The sequence below is a fragment of the Pseudomonas sp. R151218B TE3479 genome (assembly GCF_053629195.1).
The window spans coordinates 2607694-2625959 of sequence record NZ_JBRJHV010000001.1 but is presented as its reverse complement, the minus strand read 5'-3'; the positions used below and the strand labels follow the sequence as shown (position 1 = coordinate 2625959).

General features: G+C 62.0%; 16 protein-coding genes. 5 read left to right on the top strand and 11 right to left on the bottom strand.

What is annotated here, in order from left to right:
- Window positions 1-92: 92 nt before the first annotated feature.
- A complete protein-coding gene (gene aceK, locus AB7M32_RS11820) occupies window positions 93-1814 on the bottom strand; it encodes a bifunctional isocitrate dehydrogenase kinase/phosphatase (RefSeq protein WP_454249991.1) in 1722 nt (573 codons plus the stop codon).
- Between the two features lie 130 nt (window positions 1815-1944).
- Here aceK and AB7M32_RS11815 point away from each other — a divergent pair, with 130 nt between their 5' ends.
- Window positions 1945-2853: a DMT family transporter gene (locus AB7M32_RS11815; protein WP_092204648.1), complete on the top strand. Its 909-nt coding sequence runs from the start codon at window positions 1945-1947 to the stop codon at window positions 2851-2853.
- A gap of 121 nt (window positions 2854-2974) precedes the next feature.
- On the opposite strand, the gene AB7M32_RS11810 is transcribed toward AB7M32_RS11815, so the two are convergent.
- The 3 genes from AB7M32_RS11810 to cysK form a co-directional block, all read right to left on the bottom strand.
- Complete coding sequence (locus AB7M32_RS11810; protein ID WP_454249990.1) at window positions 2975-3838, bottom strand: DMT family transporter; 864 nt, start codon at window positions 3836-3838, stop codon at window positions 2975-2977.
- 338 nt (window positions 3839-4176) lie between these two features.
- Window positions 4177-5115: an aspartyl/asparaginyl beta-hydroxylase domain-containing protein gene (locus AB7M32_RS11805; protein WP_454249989.1), complete on the bottom strand. Its 939-nt coding sequence runs from the start codon at window positions 5113-5115 to the stop codon at window positions 4177-4179.
- Window positions 5116-5382: 267 nt separating this feature from the next.
- Window positions 5383-6357, bottom strand: coding sequence for a cysteine synthase A (gene cysK / locus AB7M32_RS11800; protein WP_053120124.1), 975 nt, complete (start codon window positions 6355-6357; stop codon window positions 5383-5385).
- A gap of 147 nt (window positions 6358-6504) precedes the next feature.
- On the opposite strand from cysK, the gene AB7M32_RS11795 reads away from it, so the two are divergent.
- The 3 genes from AB7M32_RS11795 (at window position 6505) to AB7M32_RS11785 (ending at window position 9902) form a co-directional block, all read left to right on the top strand.
- A complete protein-coding gene (locus AB7M32_RS11795; protein WP_454249988.1) occupies window positions 6505-7581 on the top strand; it encodes a DUF748 domain-containing protein in 1077 nt (358 codons plus the stop codon).
- A gap of 262 nt (window positions 7582-7843) precedes the next feature.
- Complete coding sequence (locus AB7M32_RS11790) at window positions 7844-8689, top strand: AAA family ATPase (protein ID WP_053143593.1); 846 nt, start codon at window positions 7844-7846, stop codon at window positions 8687-8689.
- 34 nt (window positions 8690-8723) lie between these two features.
- Window positions 8724-9902 (top strand): vWA domain-containing protein, encoded by a 1179-nt coding sequence (locus AB7M32_RS11785; RefSeq protein WP_003198888.1) that lies wholly within the window; start codon window positions 8724-8726, stop codon window positions 9900-9902.
- Window positions 9903-10006: 104 nt separating this feature from the next.
- Here AB7M32_RS11785 and AB7M32_RS11780 read toward each other — a convergent pair whose 3' ends face one another.
- From AB7M32_RS11780 to AB7M32_RS11750, 7 genes are all read right to left on the bottom strand, one after another.
- Window positions 10007-10927: a 5-oxoprolinase subunit C family protein gene (locus AB7M32_RS11780; RefSeq protein ID WP_454249987.1), complete on the bottom strand. Its 921-nt coding sequence runs from the start codon at window positions 10925-10927 to the stop codon at window positions 10007-10009.
- Window positions 10924-11628 carry a 5-oxoprolinase subunit PxpB gene (gene pxpB, locus AB7M32_RS11775; RefSeq protein ID WP_072409838.1) on the bottom strand — a complete coding sequence of 235 codons (705 nt, stop codon included), beginning with the start codon at window positions 11626-11628 and terminating at the stop codon, window positions 10924-10926. The genes AB7M32_RS11780 and pxpB overlap by 4 nt, the downstream gene beginning before the upstream one ends.
- On the bottom strand, window positions 11625-12377 hold the full coding sequence (locus AB7M32_RS11770; protein ID WP_454249986.1) for a 5-oxoprolinase subunit PxpA: 753 nt from the start codon (window positions 12375-12377) through the stop codon (window positions 11625-11627). The genes pxpB and AB7M32_RS11770 overlap by 4 nt, the downstream gene beginning before the upstream one ends.
- Before the next feature lie 64 nt (window positions 12378-12441).
- Window positions 12442-13728: an MFS transporter gene (locus AB7M32_RS11765; protein WP_454249985.1), complete on the bottom strand. Its 1287-nt coding sequence runs from the start codon at window positions 13726-13728 to the stop codon at window positions 12442-12444.
- A gap of 313 nt (window positions 13729-14041) precedes the next feature.
- Window positions 14042-14584, bottom strand: coding sequence for a DUF2937 family protein (locus AB7M32_RS11760; RefSeq protein WP_018607553.1), 543 nt, complete (start codon window positions 14582-14584; stop codon window positions 14042-14044).
- Between the two features lie 12 nt (window positions 14585-14596).
- Complete coding sequence (locus AB7M32_RS11755; protein WP_454249984.1) at window positions 14597-15373, bottom strand: class II glutamine amidotransferase; 777 nt, start codon at window positions 15371-15373, stop codon at window positions 14597-14599.
- A 32-nt stretch (window positions 15374-15405) separates the two neighbouring features.
- Window positions 15406-15903 (bottom strand): MFS transporter, encoded by a 498-nt coding sequence (locus AB7M32_RS11750; protein ID WP_072409846.1) that lies wholly within the window; start codon window positions 15901-15903, stop codon window positions 15406-15408.
- 135 nt (window positions 15904-16038) lie between these two features.
- Here AB7M32_RS11750 and AB7M32_RS11745 point away from each other — a divergent pair, with 135 nt between their 5' ends.
- Complete coding sequence (locus AB7M32_RS11745) at window positions 16039-18093, top strand: S9 family peptidase (RefSeq protein ID WP_454249983.1); 2055 nt, start codon at window positions 16039-16041, stop codon at window positions 18091-18093.
- The last annotated feature ends 173 nt before the right edge of the window (window positions 18094-18266 follow it).

Here is an 18266-nt window from a genome sequence, read left to right as displayed (position 1 = left end):
CCGCTATCGCGAGCAAGCTCGCTCCCACAGGGGGATGTGCGTCAAGGCTGCTTTTGTGGCAAGCCACAGGAGGTCTTCATTTGCCTGCCGGGTTATTCGTTGTCCAGGTCTTTACGCCGATACGGGAACACGTCGATCACCTTCCCCGCCCGGATCGCCTCTTGCAGGCTTTTCCAGTAGTCGGCGTTGTACAGCTCGCCGTGCAACTGGTCGAACAGCTTGCGCTGCCCGGCGTCGGCGAACAGGAACGGTGGGAATTCTTCGGGGAACACGTCCAGCGGTCCGATGGAATACCAGGGCTCGGAAGCCATTTCGTCTTCCGGGGTACGGGGCTCGGGGATATGGCGGAAATTGGCTTCGGTGAGGAAACAGATTTCATCGTAGTCGTAGAACACCACACGACCGTGGCGGGTCACGCCGAAGTTCTTGAGCAGCATGTCGCCGGGGAAGATATTGGCCGCCGCCAGTTGCTTGATCGCCAGACCGTAGTCTTCCAGCGCCTCGCGCACCTGGTCCGGGTTGGCGTTTTCCAGGTAGAGATTCAGGGGCGTCATCCGGCGTTCGGTCCAGCAGTGCCGGATCAGCACCGTCTCGCCTTCCACCGACACCGTGGACGGCGCCACTTCCAACAGTTCCTCCAGACAGGCTGGCTCGAACTTGCTCAGGGGAAAGCGGAAATCGGCGAACTCCTGGGTATCGGCCATCCGCCCGACCCGGTCGACGCTTTTCACCAGGCGGTACTTCTCGATCACCGTGGCACGGTCGACGTTTTTCGACGGCGAGAAGCGGTCCTTGATGATCTTGAACACCGTGTTGAAGCCCGGCAGGGTGAATACACTCATGACCATGCCGCGCACGCCGGGGGCCATGATGAACTGGTCGTCGGTATTCGCCAGGTGGTTGATCAGCGCCCGGTAGAACTCGGACTTGCCGTGCTTGTAGAAACCGATGGAGGTGTACAACTCGGCGATGTGCTTGCCCGGCAGGATGCGCTTGAGAAAGCCGATGAATTCCGCCGGCACCGGCACGTCCACCATGAAGTACGAGCGGGTGAACGAGAAGATGATCGACACCTGCGCCTCGTCGGTGATCAGCGCATCGATCTGGATACCCCGGCCCTCGCGGTGCAGCAGCGGGATCACCAGCGGCCATTGGTCGTCGCGGGTAAAGATCCGGCCCACCAGGTAGGCGCCCTTGTTGCGGTAGAGCACCGAGGAAAACAACTCCACCGTCAGTTCCGGGTCCTTGCAGACCCAGTCCGGCAGGTTCTCCCGAAGCTGGGCTTCGAGGCGCTGCAGGTCGCCTGGCAAGTCGCCGTAGTCTTCGCTGAACCGGTAATCGGCGAACACGCTCGCCAGCATCCGATCCAACTGCCCCTGGGGTTTGTAGGTGCGGGTCTGGGCAGCGCGGGCGCGGCGCAGGCTGGGTCGGGTGGTGTGGATGAACATGGTGCCGTCGCTGATCAGGTCATGACTGAACAGCCCGCAGAAGATCGAGTTGTACCAGGTTTCCGACAGCTCATCGTCGAAACGCAGGTCGATCAGGCTGATGTAGGCGCTTTTGACCAGTGGCCAGCAGCCCACGTCCATCAGTGTTTCGTCATCGAAGGCCTTGTGCAGCCTGGCGACGGTTTCGAAGACTTTTTCTTCATACAAATTGATCCGCGCCGCCGACGCCGCTTGGGCCTCCAGCCACCGTGCCTGCTCGAACCGGGCGCGAGCGCCGTCGGTGATCTGCCGGAAATGCTCACGATAATCGTCGAAGCCGTCGAGGATCGAACGGGCGATTTCGAGGGCGGGCCATGGCTGCGTCATAGGGTAAACCTCGGCGGGTCATGCTTGTTATTGGCGACTGAGCTTAGAGGCCAATCACGCGCCAACGCAACCATTGCCATCGCTATGCAGGGCGGCGACACTTGCCACCCCATCAAGGAAGGAGTGGCTCGTGAACCTCGTCGATATCCTGCGTTTACTGTCATTGGCCGCCATCTGGGGGGCCAGCTTCCTGTTCATGCGCATCATCGCTCCCGTCATTGGCACCCTCCCCACTGCATTCTTTCGCGTGTCCATCGCCTTCGTCGGGCTGCTGGCGATCCTGGCCCTGATGCGCGTCGACTGGAATTTTCGCGGCAAACTCAAAGTCGTGATGGTGCTGGGCCTGATCAACTCGGGTATTCCGGCCACGTTTTATTCGCTGGCGGCCCAGGTGCTGCCAGCCGGTTACTCGGCGATTTTCAATGCCACCACGCCATTGATGGGGGTGTTGATCGGCGGCTTGTTCTTCAGCGAACAACTGACCCTGGCCAAGGTCAGCGGTGTCTTCCTGGGGCTGCTCGGCGTTGGCATCCTGACCCGCGCCGGCCCGGTGGCCTTCGACCTGCAATTGCTGATGGGCGCCCTCGCCTGCCTGCTGGCCACGACCTGCTACGGCTTTGCCGGTTTCCTCACCCGGCGCTGGCTCGATCACCAAGGAGGCCTGGACAGCCGCCTCTCGGCCCTGGGCAGCATGTTCGGTGCCACGGTGTTCTTGCTGCCGCTGTTTGGTTACAGCGTCATCAGCCAACCGCCGGCCAGCTGGGGTGGCTGGAGCGTCTGGTTGTCACTGCTGGGCCTGGGCCTGGTGTGCACCGCCCTGGCGTACATTCTTTACTTCCGCTTGCTCAGTTCCATCGGCCCGGTCAAATCCATGACCGTAACGTTCCTGATCCCGCCGTTCGGCGTGTTGTGGGGGGCGTTGCTGCTGGATGAGCCGTTGGGGATGGCGCATTTGTATGGCGGGGTGTTGATTGCGGCGGCGTTGTGGTTGGTGTTGAAGCCTGGGGTGGTGAAACCGGCTGAAGCGCCTGCCCGGTAGTTCATCGGTGTGGCTGAATGGGCCATCGCGAGCAAGCTCGCTCCCACAGAGGGCTGCGCATAACCCTGTGGGAGCGAGCTCGCTCGCGATGGCGGTGGTACAACCAGCGAATAGCTAAGGGCTAACGGCTTTTACGAAACACAAACACCAACCCCACGATGATCAGCGCCATCCCCAGCCAGCTCAACAACGCCAGCCGGTTGCCGAACACCAGGTAGTCCATGATCGCCGTCACCGCCGGCACCAGGTAGAACAGGCTGGTGACATTGACCAGGTTGCCACGGGCAATCAAACGGTACAGCAGCAACGTCGCCAGCACCGACACCACCAACCCCATCCACAACACCGGCACGAAGAACCCCGTGCTGTATTCGAAGTGAAACGGCTGGAACGGCACGAGCACCGCGCACAACACCAACCCGGCCAGGTACTGCACCGGCAGCGTGCCCAGTGGGTTATCGGTGATGCGCTTCTGCATGATGGAACCGGCCGTCATGCTCACCAGTGCCAGCAACCCGCACACCATCCCCGCCAGGGACATGCCGGCCAGGCCGATGCCCTGGTACACCACCATGACCAACCCGACCAAGCCCAGCACCAGGCCGAACATCCGCGACCAGGAACGCTGACGTTCCATGAGCACCACGGTCAGGATCGGCTGCACACCCATCAGGGTGGCCATGACCCCGGGCGTGACACTCATTTGCAGCGCCAGCAGATAAAAAATCTGATAGGCGCCCAGCAGCACCAAGCCGGTGGTCACCGCGTACAGCATCGGCTTGCCGGTCTTGGGCAACTTGAACTTGAGCATGGGTATCAACAGCACCAACGCGAACAGTGCGATGGCAAAACGGATCAGCAGAAAGGCGAAAGGGGAAGCGTGGGCCAGGCCCAGCTTGGAAAAGATCGCCCCGCTGCTCCACAGCAAAACGAACAGGCTCGTGGAAGCCGCCGCCAATAAGGCGTTTTTGGAAAGGGAAAACATGGATACCACCTGTAGTCAGGCAAAAAGCCAACTCAGCCGAAGCTGAAGTCCAGTAGTTTTTTTCAGGCGGGCGCAGGGGATGGCAACCGTTGCCGATCAGCCCTGAATGCCAACACCCGGCGGTGATACGACGGCGTACACCGATGAGCTACTGACAGGTGGGGGGTATTGACCGATCTGCGCAGGCTGCTGATTCCCACACGGCACGACGCCAGCGTTGAACGCTGGAACCACGACCGCGATGACAGGGGATACAGGCATGAGCCGATCTCTTGAAGGGTGGGTTCGAAAACCGAAGAGCGCTGACTATAACCAGCGCTCGATGGACTACGCAATGTTTAAACGAACAACCAATAGCCAAGCGCCGTCAGCACCGCCACCGCCAACACCGGCCGCATCACCCGGTAGGCCTTGGGATACTTGCGTTTGAACTGCTTGACCCGGCCACTGATGCCGTCACTGAACGACTTGCTCCAGGCATAGGCCCGGTTGATGCCGCCGACGTGTTCATCCTCCAGGTTCTGCGGCGCGGTGGCGCGGCCGAGAAACGCGCTGATGCTACGGTTGAGGCGGGTCATCAGCCGGCTTTTCAGGGGCCGCTCGACATCGCAGAACAGGATTACGCGGGTCTGTGGGGTTTCGTTCTTGACCCAGTGCACATAGGTTTCATCGAACATGACGTCTTCGCCGTCGCGCCAGGCATAGATCTGACCGTCGACGAAGATCCGGCAGTCATCGGAATTGGGCGTGGACAGCCCCAGGTGATAACGCAACGAACCGGCAAAGGGGTCTCGATGTGGATTCAGATGACTGCCACCGGGCAGCAGGGCAAACATCGCACCGCGCACGTTCGGGATCTGGTTGACCAGCTCGACGGTGCGCGGACACAGCATCTCCGCCGACGGTAGCGGTTTGTCGTACCACTTGAGGTAGAAGCGCTTCCACCCCTTCTTGAAGAACGAGCCGAAACCGGCGTCGTTGTTCTTCTCGGCGGCACGAATGTAGCCCTCGTCGAACAGGTGCATGGCCTCGTCGCGAATGACTTGCCAGTTGTCCTTGAGCACATCCAGTTCGGGAAATTTGCTGCGATCCAGGTACGGCTTCGAAGGCACGCCGGAGAACAGGTACATCAAGGTGTTATAGGGGGCGAACAGCGCCGAGTGATTGACGAATTGCCGCAATACCGGCAAACGCGCCTTGCCACGCAAATGCACATAAAGCGTACTGCCCAAAAACAACAGCAACAGCGAGGCCTTGGCGACAAACGAAACGGTCATTTTACAACTCCTTGTCCAAAACAACTGACGCGACGCCTACTGCCCGACGTAGCCGAGGGCCATGTTAACCACTCCAGGCCCGGGTAAAAACCGTCTGACGCAACATTCTCTGTTGAGTGAAACGCAATAAACACTTTCTAACATGCGTCGCCTGAACCTTGGCTGACGCATCGAACAATCATTCAACCTACGATGGCGAGGGCTTTTGTGGCGAAGGAGCTTGCTCCGTCGCCACAAAAGCGTCTCGCTACACCTATGAATTCACGGTTACTGCTGAGTCTCCTGCTCGGTAAACAAATCACTGAACAACATGCTCGACAAGTACCGCTCGCCCGAATCCGGCAGGATCACGACGATGGTCTTGCCCTGCATTTCCGGTTTTTCCGCCAGGCGCACAGCCACGGCCATCGCCGCCCCGCAGGAAATGCCGCAGAGGATGCCCTCCTCCTGCATCAAGCGCAGGGCCATGGCCTTGGACTCGTCGTCAGTGACCCGCTCGACCAGGTCGACGATCGACAGGTCGAGGTTCTTCGGCACGAACCCGGCACCGATTCCCTGGATCTTGTGGGGGCTGGGCTTGATCTCATGGCCCGCCATCGCCTGGGTGATCACTGGCGAAACCTCAGGTTCGACCGCTACCGACAAGATCGGTTTGCCGCAAGTGTTCTTGATATACCGCGAAACCCCGGTGATGGTTCCGCCGGTGCCCACGCCCGCCACCAGCACGTCCACCGCGCCGTCAGTGTCGTTCCAGATTTCCGGGCCGGTGGTTTTTTCGTGGATCGCCGGGTTCGCCGGGTTATCGAACTGCTGCGGCATGAAGTATTTGGAAGGGTCGCTGGCCAGGATCTCGGCGGCCTTCTCGATGGCCCCCTTCATGCCCTTCGCCGGCTCGGTGAGCACCAGCTCCGCCCCCAGAGCCTTGAGCACCTTGCGGCGCTCTATGCTCATGGAGGCCGGCATGGTCAGCATCAGTTTGTAGCCACGGGCGGCGGCCACGAACGCCAGGCCGATTCCGGTGTTGCCCGAGGTCGGTTCGACGATGGTCATGCCCGGCTTGAGTTTGCCCGAGCTTTCAGCGTCCCAGATCATGTTCGCGCCGATCCGGCACTTGACCGAATACCCTGGGTTGCGCCCCTCGATCTTGGCCAGGATGGTCACACCGCGCGGCGCGATGCGGTTGATCTGTACCAGTGGCGTATTGCCGATGGAATGGGCGTTGTCAGCGAATATACGGCTCATGGCTGGGTCCTTGATGCGGCGAGAATTTAAGCCTTTAAAGGTATGCCTGTTGCCCACAGGCGTCCAGTTGCACCGAACGTTCCCGTGGTTGCGACAGTCAATGGCATTAGGAGGCGCTCCCCCAACAAACGCTGGAGACTGACTGACATGAAGCGTCGATATCGCTGGCCACTGTGGGTGTTCGCCACCCTCGTCGCGGTGCTGGTGGCCCTGCACTTCGCCCTGCCTTACCTGGTACGCGACTACCTGAACGATAAACTGGCCAACATGGGCGATTATCGCGGCCAGATCACCGATGTGGACCTGGCCCTGTGGCGCGGTGCCTACCGGATCAACGGCCTGGAAATCGTCAAGGTCGACGGCAAGGTCCCGGTGCCGTTCGTCACCGCCCCGCTGGTGGACCTGTCGGTGAGCTGGCACTCGCTGTGGTACGACCATGCGGTGGTGGCCGAGGTGGAATTCGCCCGCCCAGAGGTGAACTTCGTCGACGGCGGAGCCAACCGGCAGAACTCCCAGACCGGCCGGGGCACCAACTGGCGCGAGCAACTGGGCAAACTGCTGCCCATCACCTTCAACGAAGTGCGGATCAGGGATGGCAAGGTCACCTTTCGCAATTTCAACTCCAAGCCACCGGTCAACCTGCGGGCCACCGACGTCAACGCCAGCTTCTACAACCTGACCAACGTGGTCGACACCGAAGGCAAGCGCGACGCCCGTTTCGAGGGCAAGGCCCTGGTGGCCGAACATGCGCCCCTGGAAATGCAGGCTACCTTTGACCCGTTGAGCAACTTCGAGGACTTCGACTTCCGCCTGCGAGCCACGAACATCGAACTCAAGCGCCTGAACGACTTCGCCGCTGCCTATGGCAAGTTCGATTTCAATGCCGGCCACGGCGACCTGGTGGTCGAGGCTGAAGCCGACAACGCCCGACTCAGCGGCTACATCAAGCCACTGCTGCGTGATGTCGACGTGTTCGACTGGCAACAGGACGTGGAAAACAAGAACAAAAACATCTTCCGCTCCGTCTGGGAGGCATTGGTCGGCACGGGTGAGACAGCCCTCAAGAACCAGCGCAAGAACCAGTTCGCCACCCGGGTGGAACTCAGCGGCAATGTTCACCAGCAGGACATCAGCGCCTTCGAAGCCTTCCTGCAGATCCTGCGCAACGGTTTCGTCCAGGCGTTCAACGCCCGTTATGAACAGCCACCGCCTTCGACCGACTAGGCCTGTGGCGAGGGAGCTTGCTCCCGCTCGACCGGGCTGGCGCTCCAGGGCGCAGCGCTCGCAGGCTTTTTTGGGGCCGCTGCGCAGCCCAGCGGGAGCAAGCTCCCTCGCCACAGCCTGAGTCAACATGTGACGCCCCATTCAGAGACTGAATACAGCGTCTGCGTTCACAGTCGGCGGGGCCTCGCGTTATAGTCGGGCACGCTATCTATTTCGCGCGCCCCGCCTCGCCAGGCCGGCGACACCGTTCGAGGAATTGCAGATGAAGTTCGAAGGCACCAGCGCCTACGTGGCCACCGATGACCTGAAACTGGCCGTCAACGCCGCCATTACCCTGGAGCGGCCGTTGCTGGTCAAGGGCGAACCGGGCACCGGCAAGACCATGCTGGCCGAACAACTGGCCGAATCCTTCGGTGCGCGCCTGATCACCTGGCACATCAAGTCCACCACCAAGGCTCACCAGGGCCTGTACGAGTACGACGCGGTCAGCCGCCTGCGGGACTCGCAGTTGGGCGTGGACAAAGTCCACGACGTGCGCAACTACCTGAAGAAGGGCAAGCTCTGGGAAGCGTTCGAATCCGAGGAGCGGGTGATCCTGCTGATCGACGAAATCGACAAGGCCGACATCGAGTTCCCCAACGACCTGTTGCAGGAACTCGACAAGATGGAGTTCTACGTCTACGAGACCGACGAAACCATCAAGGCCAAGCAGCGCCCGATCATCATCATTACCTCCAACAACGAAAAGGAACTGCCGGACGCCTTCCTGCGTCGCTGCTTCTTCCACTACATCGCCTTCCCTGACCGCGCCACCCTGCAGAAAATCGTCGATGTGCATTACCCGGACATCAAGAAGGACCTGGTCAGCGAAGCGCTGGACGTGTTCTTCGACGTGCGCAAGGTGCCGGGCCTGAAGAAAAAACCCTCCACTTCCGAACTGGTGGACTGGCTAAAGCTGCTGATGGCCGACAACATCGGCGAAGCGGTGCTGCGCGAGCGCGATCCGACCAAGGCCATTCCGCCGCTGGCCGGGGCCCTGGTCAAGAACGAACAGGACGTGCAACTGCTCGAGCGCCTGGCGTTCATGAGCCGCCGCGGCACTCGCTGATCCTCTTCGTTTATCAAGAGCGAGGGCGATTGCCATGCTGCTTAACCTGTTCAATGAAATGCGCGCCGCCAAGGTGCCCGTGTCGGTGCGTGAACTGCTGGACCTGATCAACGCGCTGAAACAGCGGGTGATCTTCGCCGACATGGACGAGTTCTATTACCTGTCCCGGGCGATCCTGGTGAAGGACGAACGGCATTTCGACAAGTTCGACCGGGCGTTCGCCGCCTACTTCAACGGCCTGGAGAAACTCGACGATCATCTCCAGGCGCTGATTCCAGAAGACTGGTTGCGCAAGGAGTTCGAGCGCTCGTTGACTGACGAAGAGCGGGCGCAGATCCAATCCCTGGGTGGCCTGGACAAGCTGATCGAAGAATTCAAGAAACGCCTGGAAGAACAGAAGGAACGCCATGCCGGCGGCAACAAGTGGATCGGCACCGGCGGTACCAGCCCATTCGGCTCCGGCGGCTTCAACCCCGAAGGCATTCGGGTCGGCGACGCCGGCAAGCGCCAGGGCAAGGCGGTGAAGGTCTGGGACCAACGCGAGTACAAGAACCTCGACGACCAGGTGGAACTGGGCACCCGCAACATCAAGATCGCCCTGCGCCGGCTGCGCAAGTTTGCCCGCCAGGGTGCGGCCGAAGAGCTGGACATCGACGGCACCATCGACCACACCGCCCGGGACGCCGGCCTCTTGAACATCCAGATGCGCCCGGAGCGACGCAACACCGTCAAGCTGTTGCTGCTGTTCGACATCGGTGGCTCGATGGATGCCCACGTGAAGATCTGCGAAGAACTGTTCTCGGCCTGCAAGACCGAGTTCAAGCACCTGGAGTACTTCTACTTCCACAACTTCGTCTACGAATCGGTGTGGAAGAACAACCTGCGCCGCACTTCCGAACGCACCTCGACCCAGGATTTGCTGCACAAGTACGGTGCCGACTACAAAGTGATCTTCATCGGCGACGCCGCCATGGCCCCCTATGAAATCACCCAGGCCGGCGGCAGCGTCGAACACTGGAACGAGGAAGCCGGTTATGTGTGGATGCAGCGCTTCATGGAGAAGTACAAGAAGCTCATCTGGATCAATCCGTACCCCAAGGACACCTGGGGTTATACCGCCTCGACCAACATCGTGCGCGAGTTGGTGGAAGACCGGATGTATCCGCTGACCTTGCGGGGGTTGGAGGAAGGGATGCGGTTTCTGTCCAAGTAAGATTTTGGTTGCCTGTTCAGGCCTCATCGCGAGCAAGCTCGCTCCCACACTGGATCTTCGTCACACTGAGATCCCCTGTGGGAGCGAGCTTGCTCGCGATGCTTTTAGCGGTTTAACAGCCCCCGCAGACACTCCACCTGCTGCCGATGCGCAACCTCCTGCACCACCGGCCGCAACCGCACCTGCGCCCCCGGCAGGCATTGCGCCAGCCGGGCCAGGGCCAATGGGGTCAGGGCGCCCAGCCGTGGATAACCGCCGATGGTTTGCCGGTCGTTGAGCAGCACGATCGGCTGGCCGTCCGGCGGCACCTGCACAGCGCCCAGGGGAATACCTTCGGAAATCATCGCCGCCCCCTGATACTCCAGCGCCGTGCCCAGCAACCGCATACCCATGCGGTCGGCGCGACTGTCCAGCGTCCACGGGGTGTTGAACGCGTCGAACAGACTCTGCCCGCTAAAAGCACCATTCTGCGCCCCCAGGATCAGGTCCAGCGGCTGCGCTTGCTGGAAATCCGGAATCCGCGTGTGCGGCATGGGCCGAGGCGTCGCCGTGCCTGAGTAGCTCAAGTACGCGCCGCGACTCAGCGCCCGCCCCCGTCCATCCACGCCACCGAGTTCCTCGCGCACCACCGTCGCCCGGCTGCCCAGCACCGCCGGCGCATTGAAACCGCCAGGGGCCGCCAGATAGGCCCGGGCACCGAGCACAGGCTGGGTGAGCGCCAGCACCTGGCCCTTGCGCAGGCTGAAGAAGCGCCACGATGCCACGCCCTGGCCGTCTATTCGCGCGCCCAGGTCCGCCCCGGCCAGCGCCAGCACGCAATCCTCTTCGGCCACCACGGCAAAGCCGCCGAGGGTAATCTCCACCACCGCCGCGTCCAGGCCATTGCCGAGCATCCAATTGGCCCAGGCCATCGACAGCCAGTCCGCCGCCCCGCCCTGGGTCACGCCCAGGTGCCTCACGCCGAAACGGCCAGCGTCCTGCAACAGGCACAGCGGTGTGCTGGCCTCAATCAACAACCGGCTCATGCCTGGGTCTCCAGCGGTGTATCGTCGCCACCCAGCGCGATGAATTCAGCATGGTCCACGGGGGCAAAACGCACCGTGTCCCCCGGCTGCATCAGGCTGTAGCCGTCGCGCTCACGATCAAACAGTTTGGCCGGGGTGCGACCGATCAGGTTCCAGCCGCCGGGCGACACCACCGGATACGCCGCGGTCTGGCGTTCGGCGATGCCGACACTGCCCGCGGCCACGCGCTTGCGCGGCGTGTCGAGGCGCGGTGCAGCCAATGCTTCGTCCACCAGCCCCATGAAGGCGAAGCCGGGAGCGAAGCCCAGGGCAAACACCTGGTACTCGCGTTCGCTGTGGCGACGGATCACCTGGGCGACCGTCAAGCCGCTGCGGCTCGCCAACAGCGCCAGTTCTGGCCCGACGCTAAGGTCGTACCACACCGGCAACACGTGGCATTGGCCGGCGGACTGGGCATCCGGGGAGAGGTTATGCAGCGCCTCGTCGATCAATTCGCGGGCCTGGACCGGGTCCAGGGCGAGCAAGTCGTAGTGCACCATCAAGGTGGTGTAGGACGGCACCAAGTCGATCAAATGCTCGGCAAACACCGCTCGCAGGCGCTCGCTGGCGGCGAGCATCCAGGGCATGTTGGCCTCGGCGATCTCGTCGAACAGGCGCACCATCAGGCAGTCCACCGCCACCACTTCCAAGCGTGGCTTCATGGCGCACGCTGCCGGTCCAGGGCTTCGCGGATCCGTTGCACGGCCGCCACGGAGCTGGCGTTGTCACCGTGTACGCATAAGGTATTGGCCTTCAGGTGCAAGGCGCTGCCATCACTGGCGATCAACGCATCGCCGCGGGCAATGGTCAGGGCCTGCCCGACAATGACCTCGGGGTCGTGGTGCACTGCGCCCGGCGCTTGCCGCGAAACCAGGCGGCCGGCGCTGTCGTAGGCGCGATCGGCAAAGGCTTCGAACCACAAGGTCAGACCGTACTCGTCGCCCAAGGCCTGGGCAGCGCTGTTGTCCCGGGTCGCCATGAGCATCAGCGGCAGTTGCCGATCATAGGCCGCGACAGCCTGGATCACCGTGCGCAGCTGCGCCGGGTTGGCCATCATGTCGTTGTACATCGCGCCGTGGGGTTTGACGTAGCTGACCTGCCCGCCCTGGGCCCGGCAGATGCCGTCGAGGGCGCCAATCTGGTAATGCAGCAAGTCCTGCAATTCCTGGGCGCCATAGGCCATGGAACGGCGGCCGAAGCCCGCCAGGTCCTGATAGGCCGGGTGCGCACCGATCCGCACGCCGTGGCTCAGGGCCAGGCTGACGGTCTTGCGCATGATGCTCGGGTCGCCGGCGTGGAAGCCGCAGGCGATGTTGGCGCAATCGATGAAGGGCATCACCTCGGCGTCCAGACCCATGGTCCAGTTGCCGAAGCTTTCGCCGATGTCGCAGTTCAATAGCAGGCGGTTCACGGTGAACGCTCCTGTAGGTTCTTTCTTTATTTTACTGTGGGGCACGTACCCCACAGGTTATCAGTTACTCGGCTTCCAACTGCTTGCCTTGGGTTTCCGGCAGGCTCAGGGCCGCCAGGATCACCACGCCATAGGACACCGCCGCGAATGCCCCGATACCCACGCTCAGCGGCACCTTCTGGCTCAAAATACCGATCAACAGCGGGAACAATGCCGCCACCGCCCGGCCAATGTTGTAGCAGAAGCCTTGGCCCGAACCACGAATGCGCGTAGGAAACAGTTCGGTGAGGAACGAGCCCATGCCGCTGAACATGCCCGACGCGAAGAACCCCAAGGGGAAGCCCAGCCAGAGCATCACGTTATTGCTCACCGGCAGCTGGGTATACAGCAGGACGATGGTGAAGGAGCCGACGGCGTACAGGACGAAGTTCTTTTTGCGGCCGAGGATGTCACTCAAATAGGCACTGATGACGTAGCCCACATAGGAACCGACAATCACCATCGCCAGGTAACCGCCGGTGCTCAATACACTCAGGCCGCGCTCATTTTTCAGGAACGTCGGCAGCCAGGACGTGATGGCGTAGTAACCGCCCAGGGCTCCGGTGGTCAGCAGCGAGGCGCGAAGGGTGGTGAAAAGAATGCCGGGGGCAAAAATCTCGTAGAACTTCGCTGGGTTTTCCGGCGTCAGACGGGCCTTGGTCTGGTTATAGACGTCCGGATCCTTGACCAGCCGACGGACGAAAATCACGAACACCGCCGGCACGATGCCGAGGATGAACAGTGCGCGCCAGGCGTCTTCCGGCGGCAGCACCGAGAACAGCAGCGCATACAGGATCGCCGTCATGCCCCAGCCCAGCGCCCAGCCCGACTGCACCATGCCCACTGCCTTGCCACGGTCCTTGGCACGGATCACCTCGCCCATCAACACCGCACCGGCGGTCCATTCGCCCCCAAAGCCGAAGCCCATCAGTGTGCGCGCGATCAACAGTTGTTCGTAGTTCTGGGCAAAGCCGCACAGGAAGGTGAAGAAGGCAAACCACAGCACCGTCAGCTGCAGGGTGCGCACCCGACCGATCCGGTCGGAGAGAATGCCCGCCACCCAGCCGCCAATGGCCGAAGCGATCAAGGTGCTGGTATGGATCAGGCCTGCCTGACCGGTGGTGATGCCCCACATTGCGATCAGGGTCGGCACCACGAAACTGAGCATCTGGGTGTCCATGCCGTCCAAGGCGTAACCGATCTTGCAGCTCCAGAAAGTGCGACGTTCCTGCTGGTTGATGTTGCGATACCAATCGAACGGGCCAGAACGGGCCTGGGGTTGGGGGACGCCGAGCGTGTCGGGTGCACTCATGGGGGTTCTCCACGGTTTTATTGTTGTGAGTCTCGACGACGCTGACGTGGAGACCGTTGCCCCGATTCTTGAGCGCGCGGCCGATCCCGTCCAACGAATAAAACCTTGGCTGGGTCATAAGAAAAATTTGATTGGGTAAGACCCAGGGCCTGGCTGAACACCGTTGTGGCGAGGGAGCTTGCTCCCGCTGGGCCGCGAAGCGGCCCCAAGACCAGGCACTGCGCAGTGTCAGGTTGATGTTATCCAGCAGGTTTGGGTCTGCTGCGCAGACCAGCGGGAGCTGGCTCCCTCGCCACAGAAGCCGGCTGCGGCTTTACAGCCCTCGCAGGTCCCGCTCTTCAATCGGCCGCCCCTGGCGCAGGCGCTTGCCACCCAGCACCACCCAGTCGATCAGGCGGAACAGGCATTCCAGGCCGAACGACAGCAACATCGCGCCACTGATGCCCCAGACCATGGCTTCGGGGGTCAACAGGATCTGGTAGCTGTAGCCGTTCCAGGTTTCCTTGCGAATGTCCGGATCGGCGGCCAGCGCCACTTGCAGCAGGCGGATGTACCACGGGCCCTGCATGGCCTGGAATTGCTTGTCCAGAGCCTGTTGGCGCACGAGCAAGGTGTTCAGGCTGTCGGCATCGCTGCGAAAGATCGGATCTTCGCTGGCGCGGTAATGGGCCACCAGGGCCTGCATGTCGCCCTTGAAGAACTGGTTGGCGGTGCCCTGGAAACCTTGCAGGCCGGTCTGCGCCTCGATCAGGTGAGCCTCGACCCGCTTGGCGTAATCATTGATGAAGCCCGGCACCTGGACACCAACCAACAGGCCCACCGCGAACAACACCAGCCGTAGATAACTGAGCAACATAACGTGACGTCCTTATTCGGTCCGGCCGTGGCTGACGCATTCGCCGCGTCGCCACAGGCTCCATTGGCCCGGTTCGTAGCGGGTCCAGGTTTCGTTTTCGGTCAAAGGCTCGGTGGCGATCACCGTGACCACGTCGTTGGGCGTGGTTTCCGCCTGGAAATCGACAATCACATCCACGTCCTTGAGCCGCGCCGGGCCGAACGGCGCGCGACGGGTGATCTGGGCCAGTTTGGTCGAGCAATAGCAGAACAGCCAGTCGCCATCGCTGAGCAGGCAGTTGAACACGCCTTTGTTGCGGTATTCGGTGCAGGCCTCGATCAACGACGGCAGCAGCTGTTCTACCTCCACCGGCTCCGGGAAAGCCTGGCGCACGCGGTTGAGCAAATCGCAAAAGGCCGCTTCGCTGTCGGTGTCGCCCACTGGGCGGTAGAAGCTCACACCCGGTTGGAAATCGGCAAGCTGACCGTTGTGGGCAAAACACCAGTTGCGGCCCCACAACTCACGCACGAAGGGGTGGGTGTTGGACAGGCAGACTTTGCCGACATTGGCCTGGCGAATATGCCCGATCACCACTTCGCTCTTGATCGGATAACGCTGCACCAGGTTCGCCACTTCCGATTCGCTGCTGGCGGCCGGGTCCTGGAACAGGCGCAGGCCACGACCTTCATAGAAGGCGATGCCCCACCCGTCCCGGTGCGGCCCGGTCTTGCCACCGCGCTGCATCAGCCCGGTGAAGCTGAACACGATGTCGGTCGGCACATTGGCGCTCATGCCCAGTAACTCACACATGCTCGAACTCTCGCTTCAAGGGGCAGGCCTGCTTACAGGCGCGGTTCGATACGCGAACGCTGGGGGTTGCTCGGCACGGGCGGGCGACCGTAGCGGTCGTCGCCGGCCACGCCGAACGGTGGTTCGTCCTCTGGCTCATCGGCCGCGGCGGCGGCTTTGGCGGCGGCAGCCCGTTCCTTGCGCGCGTTGGCGGCGCGCTCGATGGGGAAGCGGATCAGCACGACCACCAAATAGAGGCCGAAGGCGATCATGCCGTACATGAGCAGATCGGACGCCGCCCGCCAGACGTTGTTGCCGACCTTGAACAAGATGTCCAGGGCGACAATGGCCAAGGCCGGGGCAACTTTGTCCTTCACCGGGTCGACGACGGTGGGGCTGAACAGCAACACTGCCATCAGCAAGCGCAGCGGTTCGCGCAACCAACGCCACATCCAGCGGGTCATGCGCATCCACACCAACAGGCAGCCCAGGGCAGCGAAGGCGTAGAGGCCCCAGGCGATCAGATAGTCATTCTCGGTCATGGTGTCCATGGCAAGGCAGGCAAAGAGACGCTTATAGTAACGGCTTTTCACGCGTCAGGCTGCCCCGGCATCTGGCGAATGGCCTGTGTGGTGGGTTCTGTCCAGGCCGCGTGTCCCTTTTCGTACAACGTTTGAGAGCCTTTCATGTCCCTATCTGCCCACGTTTCCAACGCCCCGATTGCCCGAAGGGACGCCGGTGTTGACCCGTACGCCTGGCTGCAGGAGCGCGACACCGACGCCGTGCTCGACTACCTCAAGGCGGAAAACAGCTATCAAGAGGCGCAACTCGCCGATCAGGCCGAATTGCGCGAAACCCTGTTCCAGGAAATCAAGGGCCGGATCCTCGAGACCGACCTGTCACTGCCCTCACCCTGGGGCCCATACCTGTATTACACCCGCACCACGGCCGGTGACGAATACCCGCGCCACTACCGCTGCCCACGCCCGGCCGACGACAGCCTGAGCGTGGACGAAAGCCACGAACAGCTGCTGCTGGACCCGAACGCGCTGGCCGGCGGCGAATTCTTTGCCCTGGGCGCCTTCAGCATCAGCCCCGACCACCAGCGCCTGGCCTACAGCCTGGATACCACCGGCGACGAGATCTACACCCTGTTCGTCAAGGAATTGTCCAACGACAAGGTCAGTGAACTGTCCTTCGACAATTGCGACGGCAGCATGACCTGGGCCAACGACAGCCTGACGCTGTTTTTTGGTGAACTGGACGACACCCACCGCCCCCACAAACTCTGGCGCTATCGCCTGGACGGCACCGCCGCCGAAGAAGTGTTCCATGAGCCGGACGGGCGTTTCTTCCTGCATTGCTATCGTTCGAGCTCGGAAAAGCAACTGATCCTGTCCCTGGGCAGCAAGACCACCAGCGAAGTCTGGGTGCTGGACGCCGCGCACCCGCAACAGCCCTTCACCTGCCTGGCGCCACGCCTGGAAAACCACGAATACGATGTCGACCACGGCCTGCTCAATGGCCAATGGACCTGGTTGATCCGCAGCAACCGCGACGGGATCAACTTCGCCCTGTACCAGGCCGCCGACACCGGCGTGGCGCCGACCGAGGCCGACTGGCAGAACCTGATCCCCCACAGCGACACGGTGATGATCGACGGCCTGAGCCTGAACGCCGGGGCCATGACCTTGAGCCTGCGTGAGGGCGGCCTGCCGATCATCGAGGTGCATCCCCAGGACTTGCCGGCGTATCGGGTGCAGTTGCCGGATGCGGCCTACAGCCTGCATGTGCAGAACAGCCTGGAATTCGTCAGCGATCGCATCCGCCTGCGCTACGAGGCCCTGAACCGTCCGGCACAGATCCGTCAGTTGGATTTGGCCAGCGGTACTCAGGTCGTGCTCAAGCAAACCCCGGTACTGGGGCCGTTCGATGCCGATGCCTACGTCAGCCAGCGGCTCTGGGCGACGGCAGCGGACGGGACCCAGGTGCCCATCAGCCTGGTGGTCAAGCGCGAGGCCCTCGGCCGGCCGGTGCCGCTGTACCTGTACGGCTACGGCGCTTATGGCGAAAGCCTCGACCCATGGTTTTCCCATGCGCGGCTGAGCCTGCTCGATCGCGGCGTGGCGTTTGCCATCGCCCATGTGCGAGGCGGCGGCGAGCTGGGGGAAGCCTGGTATCGCGCCGGCAAACAGGAACACAAGCACAACACGTTCGGCGATTTCATCGCTAGTGCCGAACATTTGATCGCCAACGGCTTCACCACCGCCGAACAACTGGCGATCAGCGGCGGCAGCGCTGGTGGCCTGCTGATCGGCGCAGTGCTCAACCAACGCCCGGAGCTGTTCAAGGTCGCGATTGCCGAGGTGCCGTTCGTCGATGTGCTCAACACCATGCTCGACCCGGACCTGCCGCTGACCGTCACCGAATACGACGAATGGGGCAATCCAGAGGAGCCGGACGTTTATGATCGGATCCGGGCCTACGCCCCGTACGAAAACGTCCGCGCCCAGGCGTACCCGGCGCTGCTGGTGATCGCCGGTTACAACGACAGTCGCGTGCAGTACTGGGAAGCGGCCAAGTGGGTGGCGAAATTGCGCGCCACCAAGACCGACGACAACCCCCTGCTGCTCAAGACCGAGCTGGGCGCCGGCCACGGCGGAATGAGCGGGCGCTACCAGGGATTGCGTGACGTAGCGCTCGAATATGCATTTATCTTGAAGGTTTTGGGATTGGATTGAGGAACTCCGTGGGATGGCCGGGTCTTAGCTCCATGCGCTGGGCATCCCAGATAATTGTGGGAGCGAGCTTGCTCGCGATGGCGTCGGATCAGTCAGCATTGATGTTGACTGACACATCGCCATCGCGAGCAAGCTCGCCCCCACAAGGGTTCTTCTTCAATCCAAACCCGTAG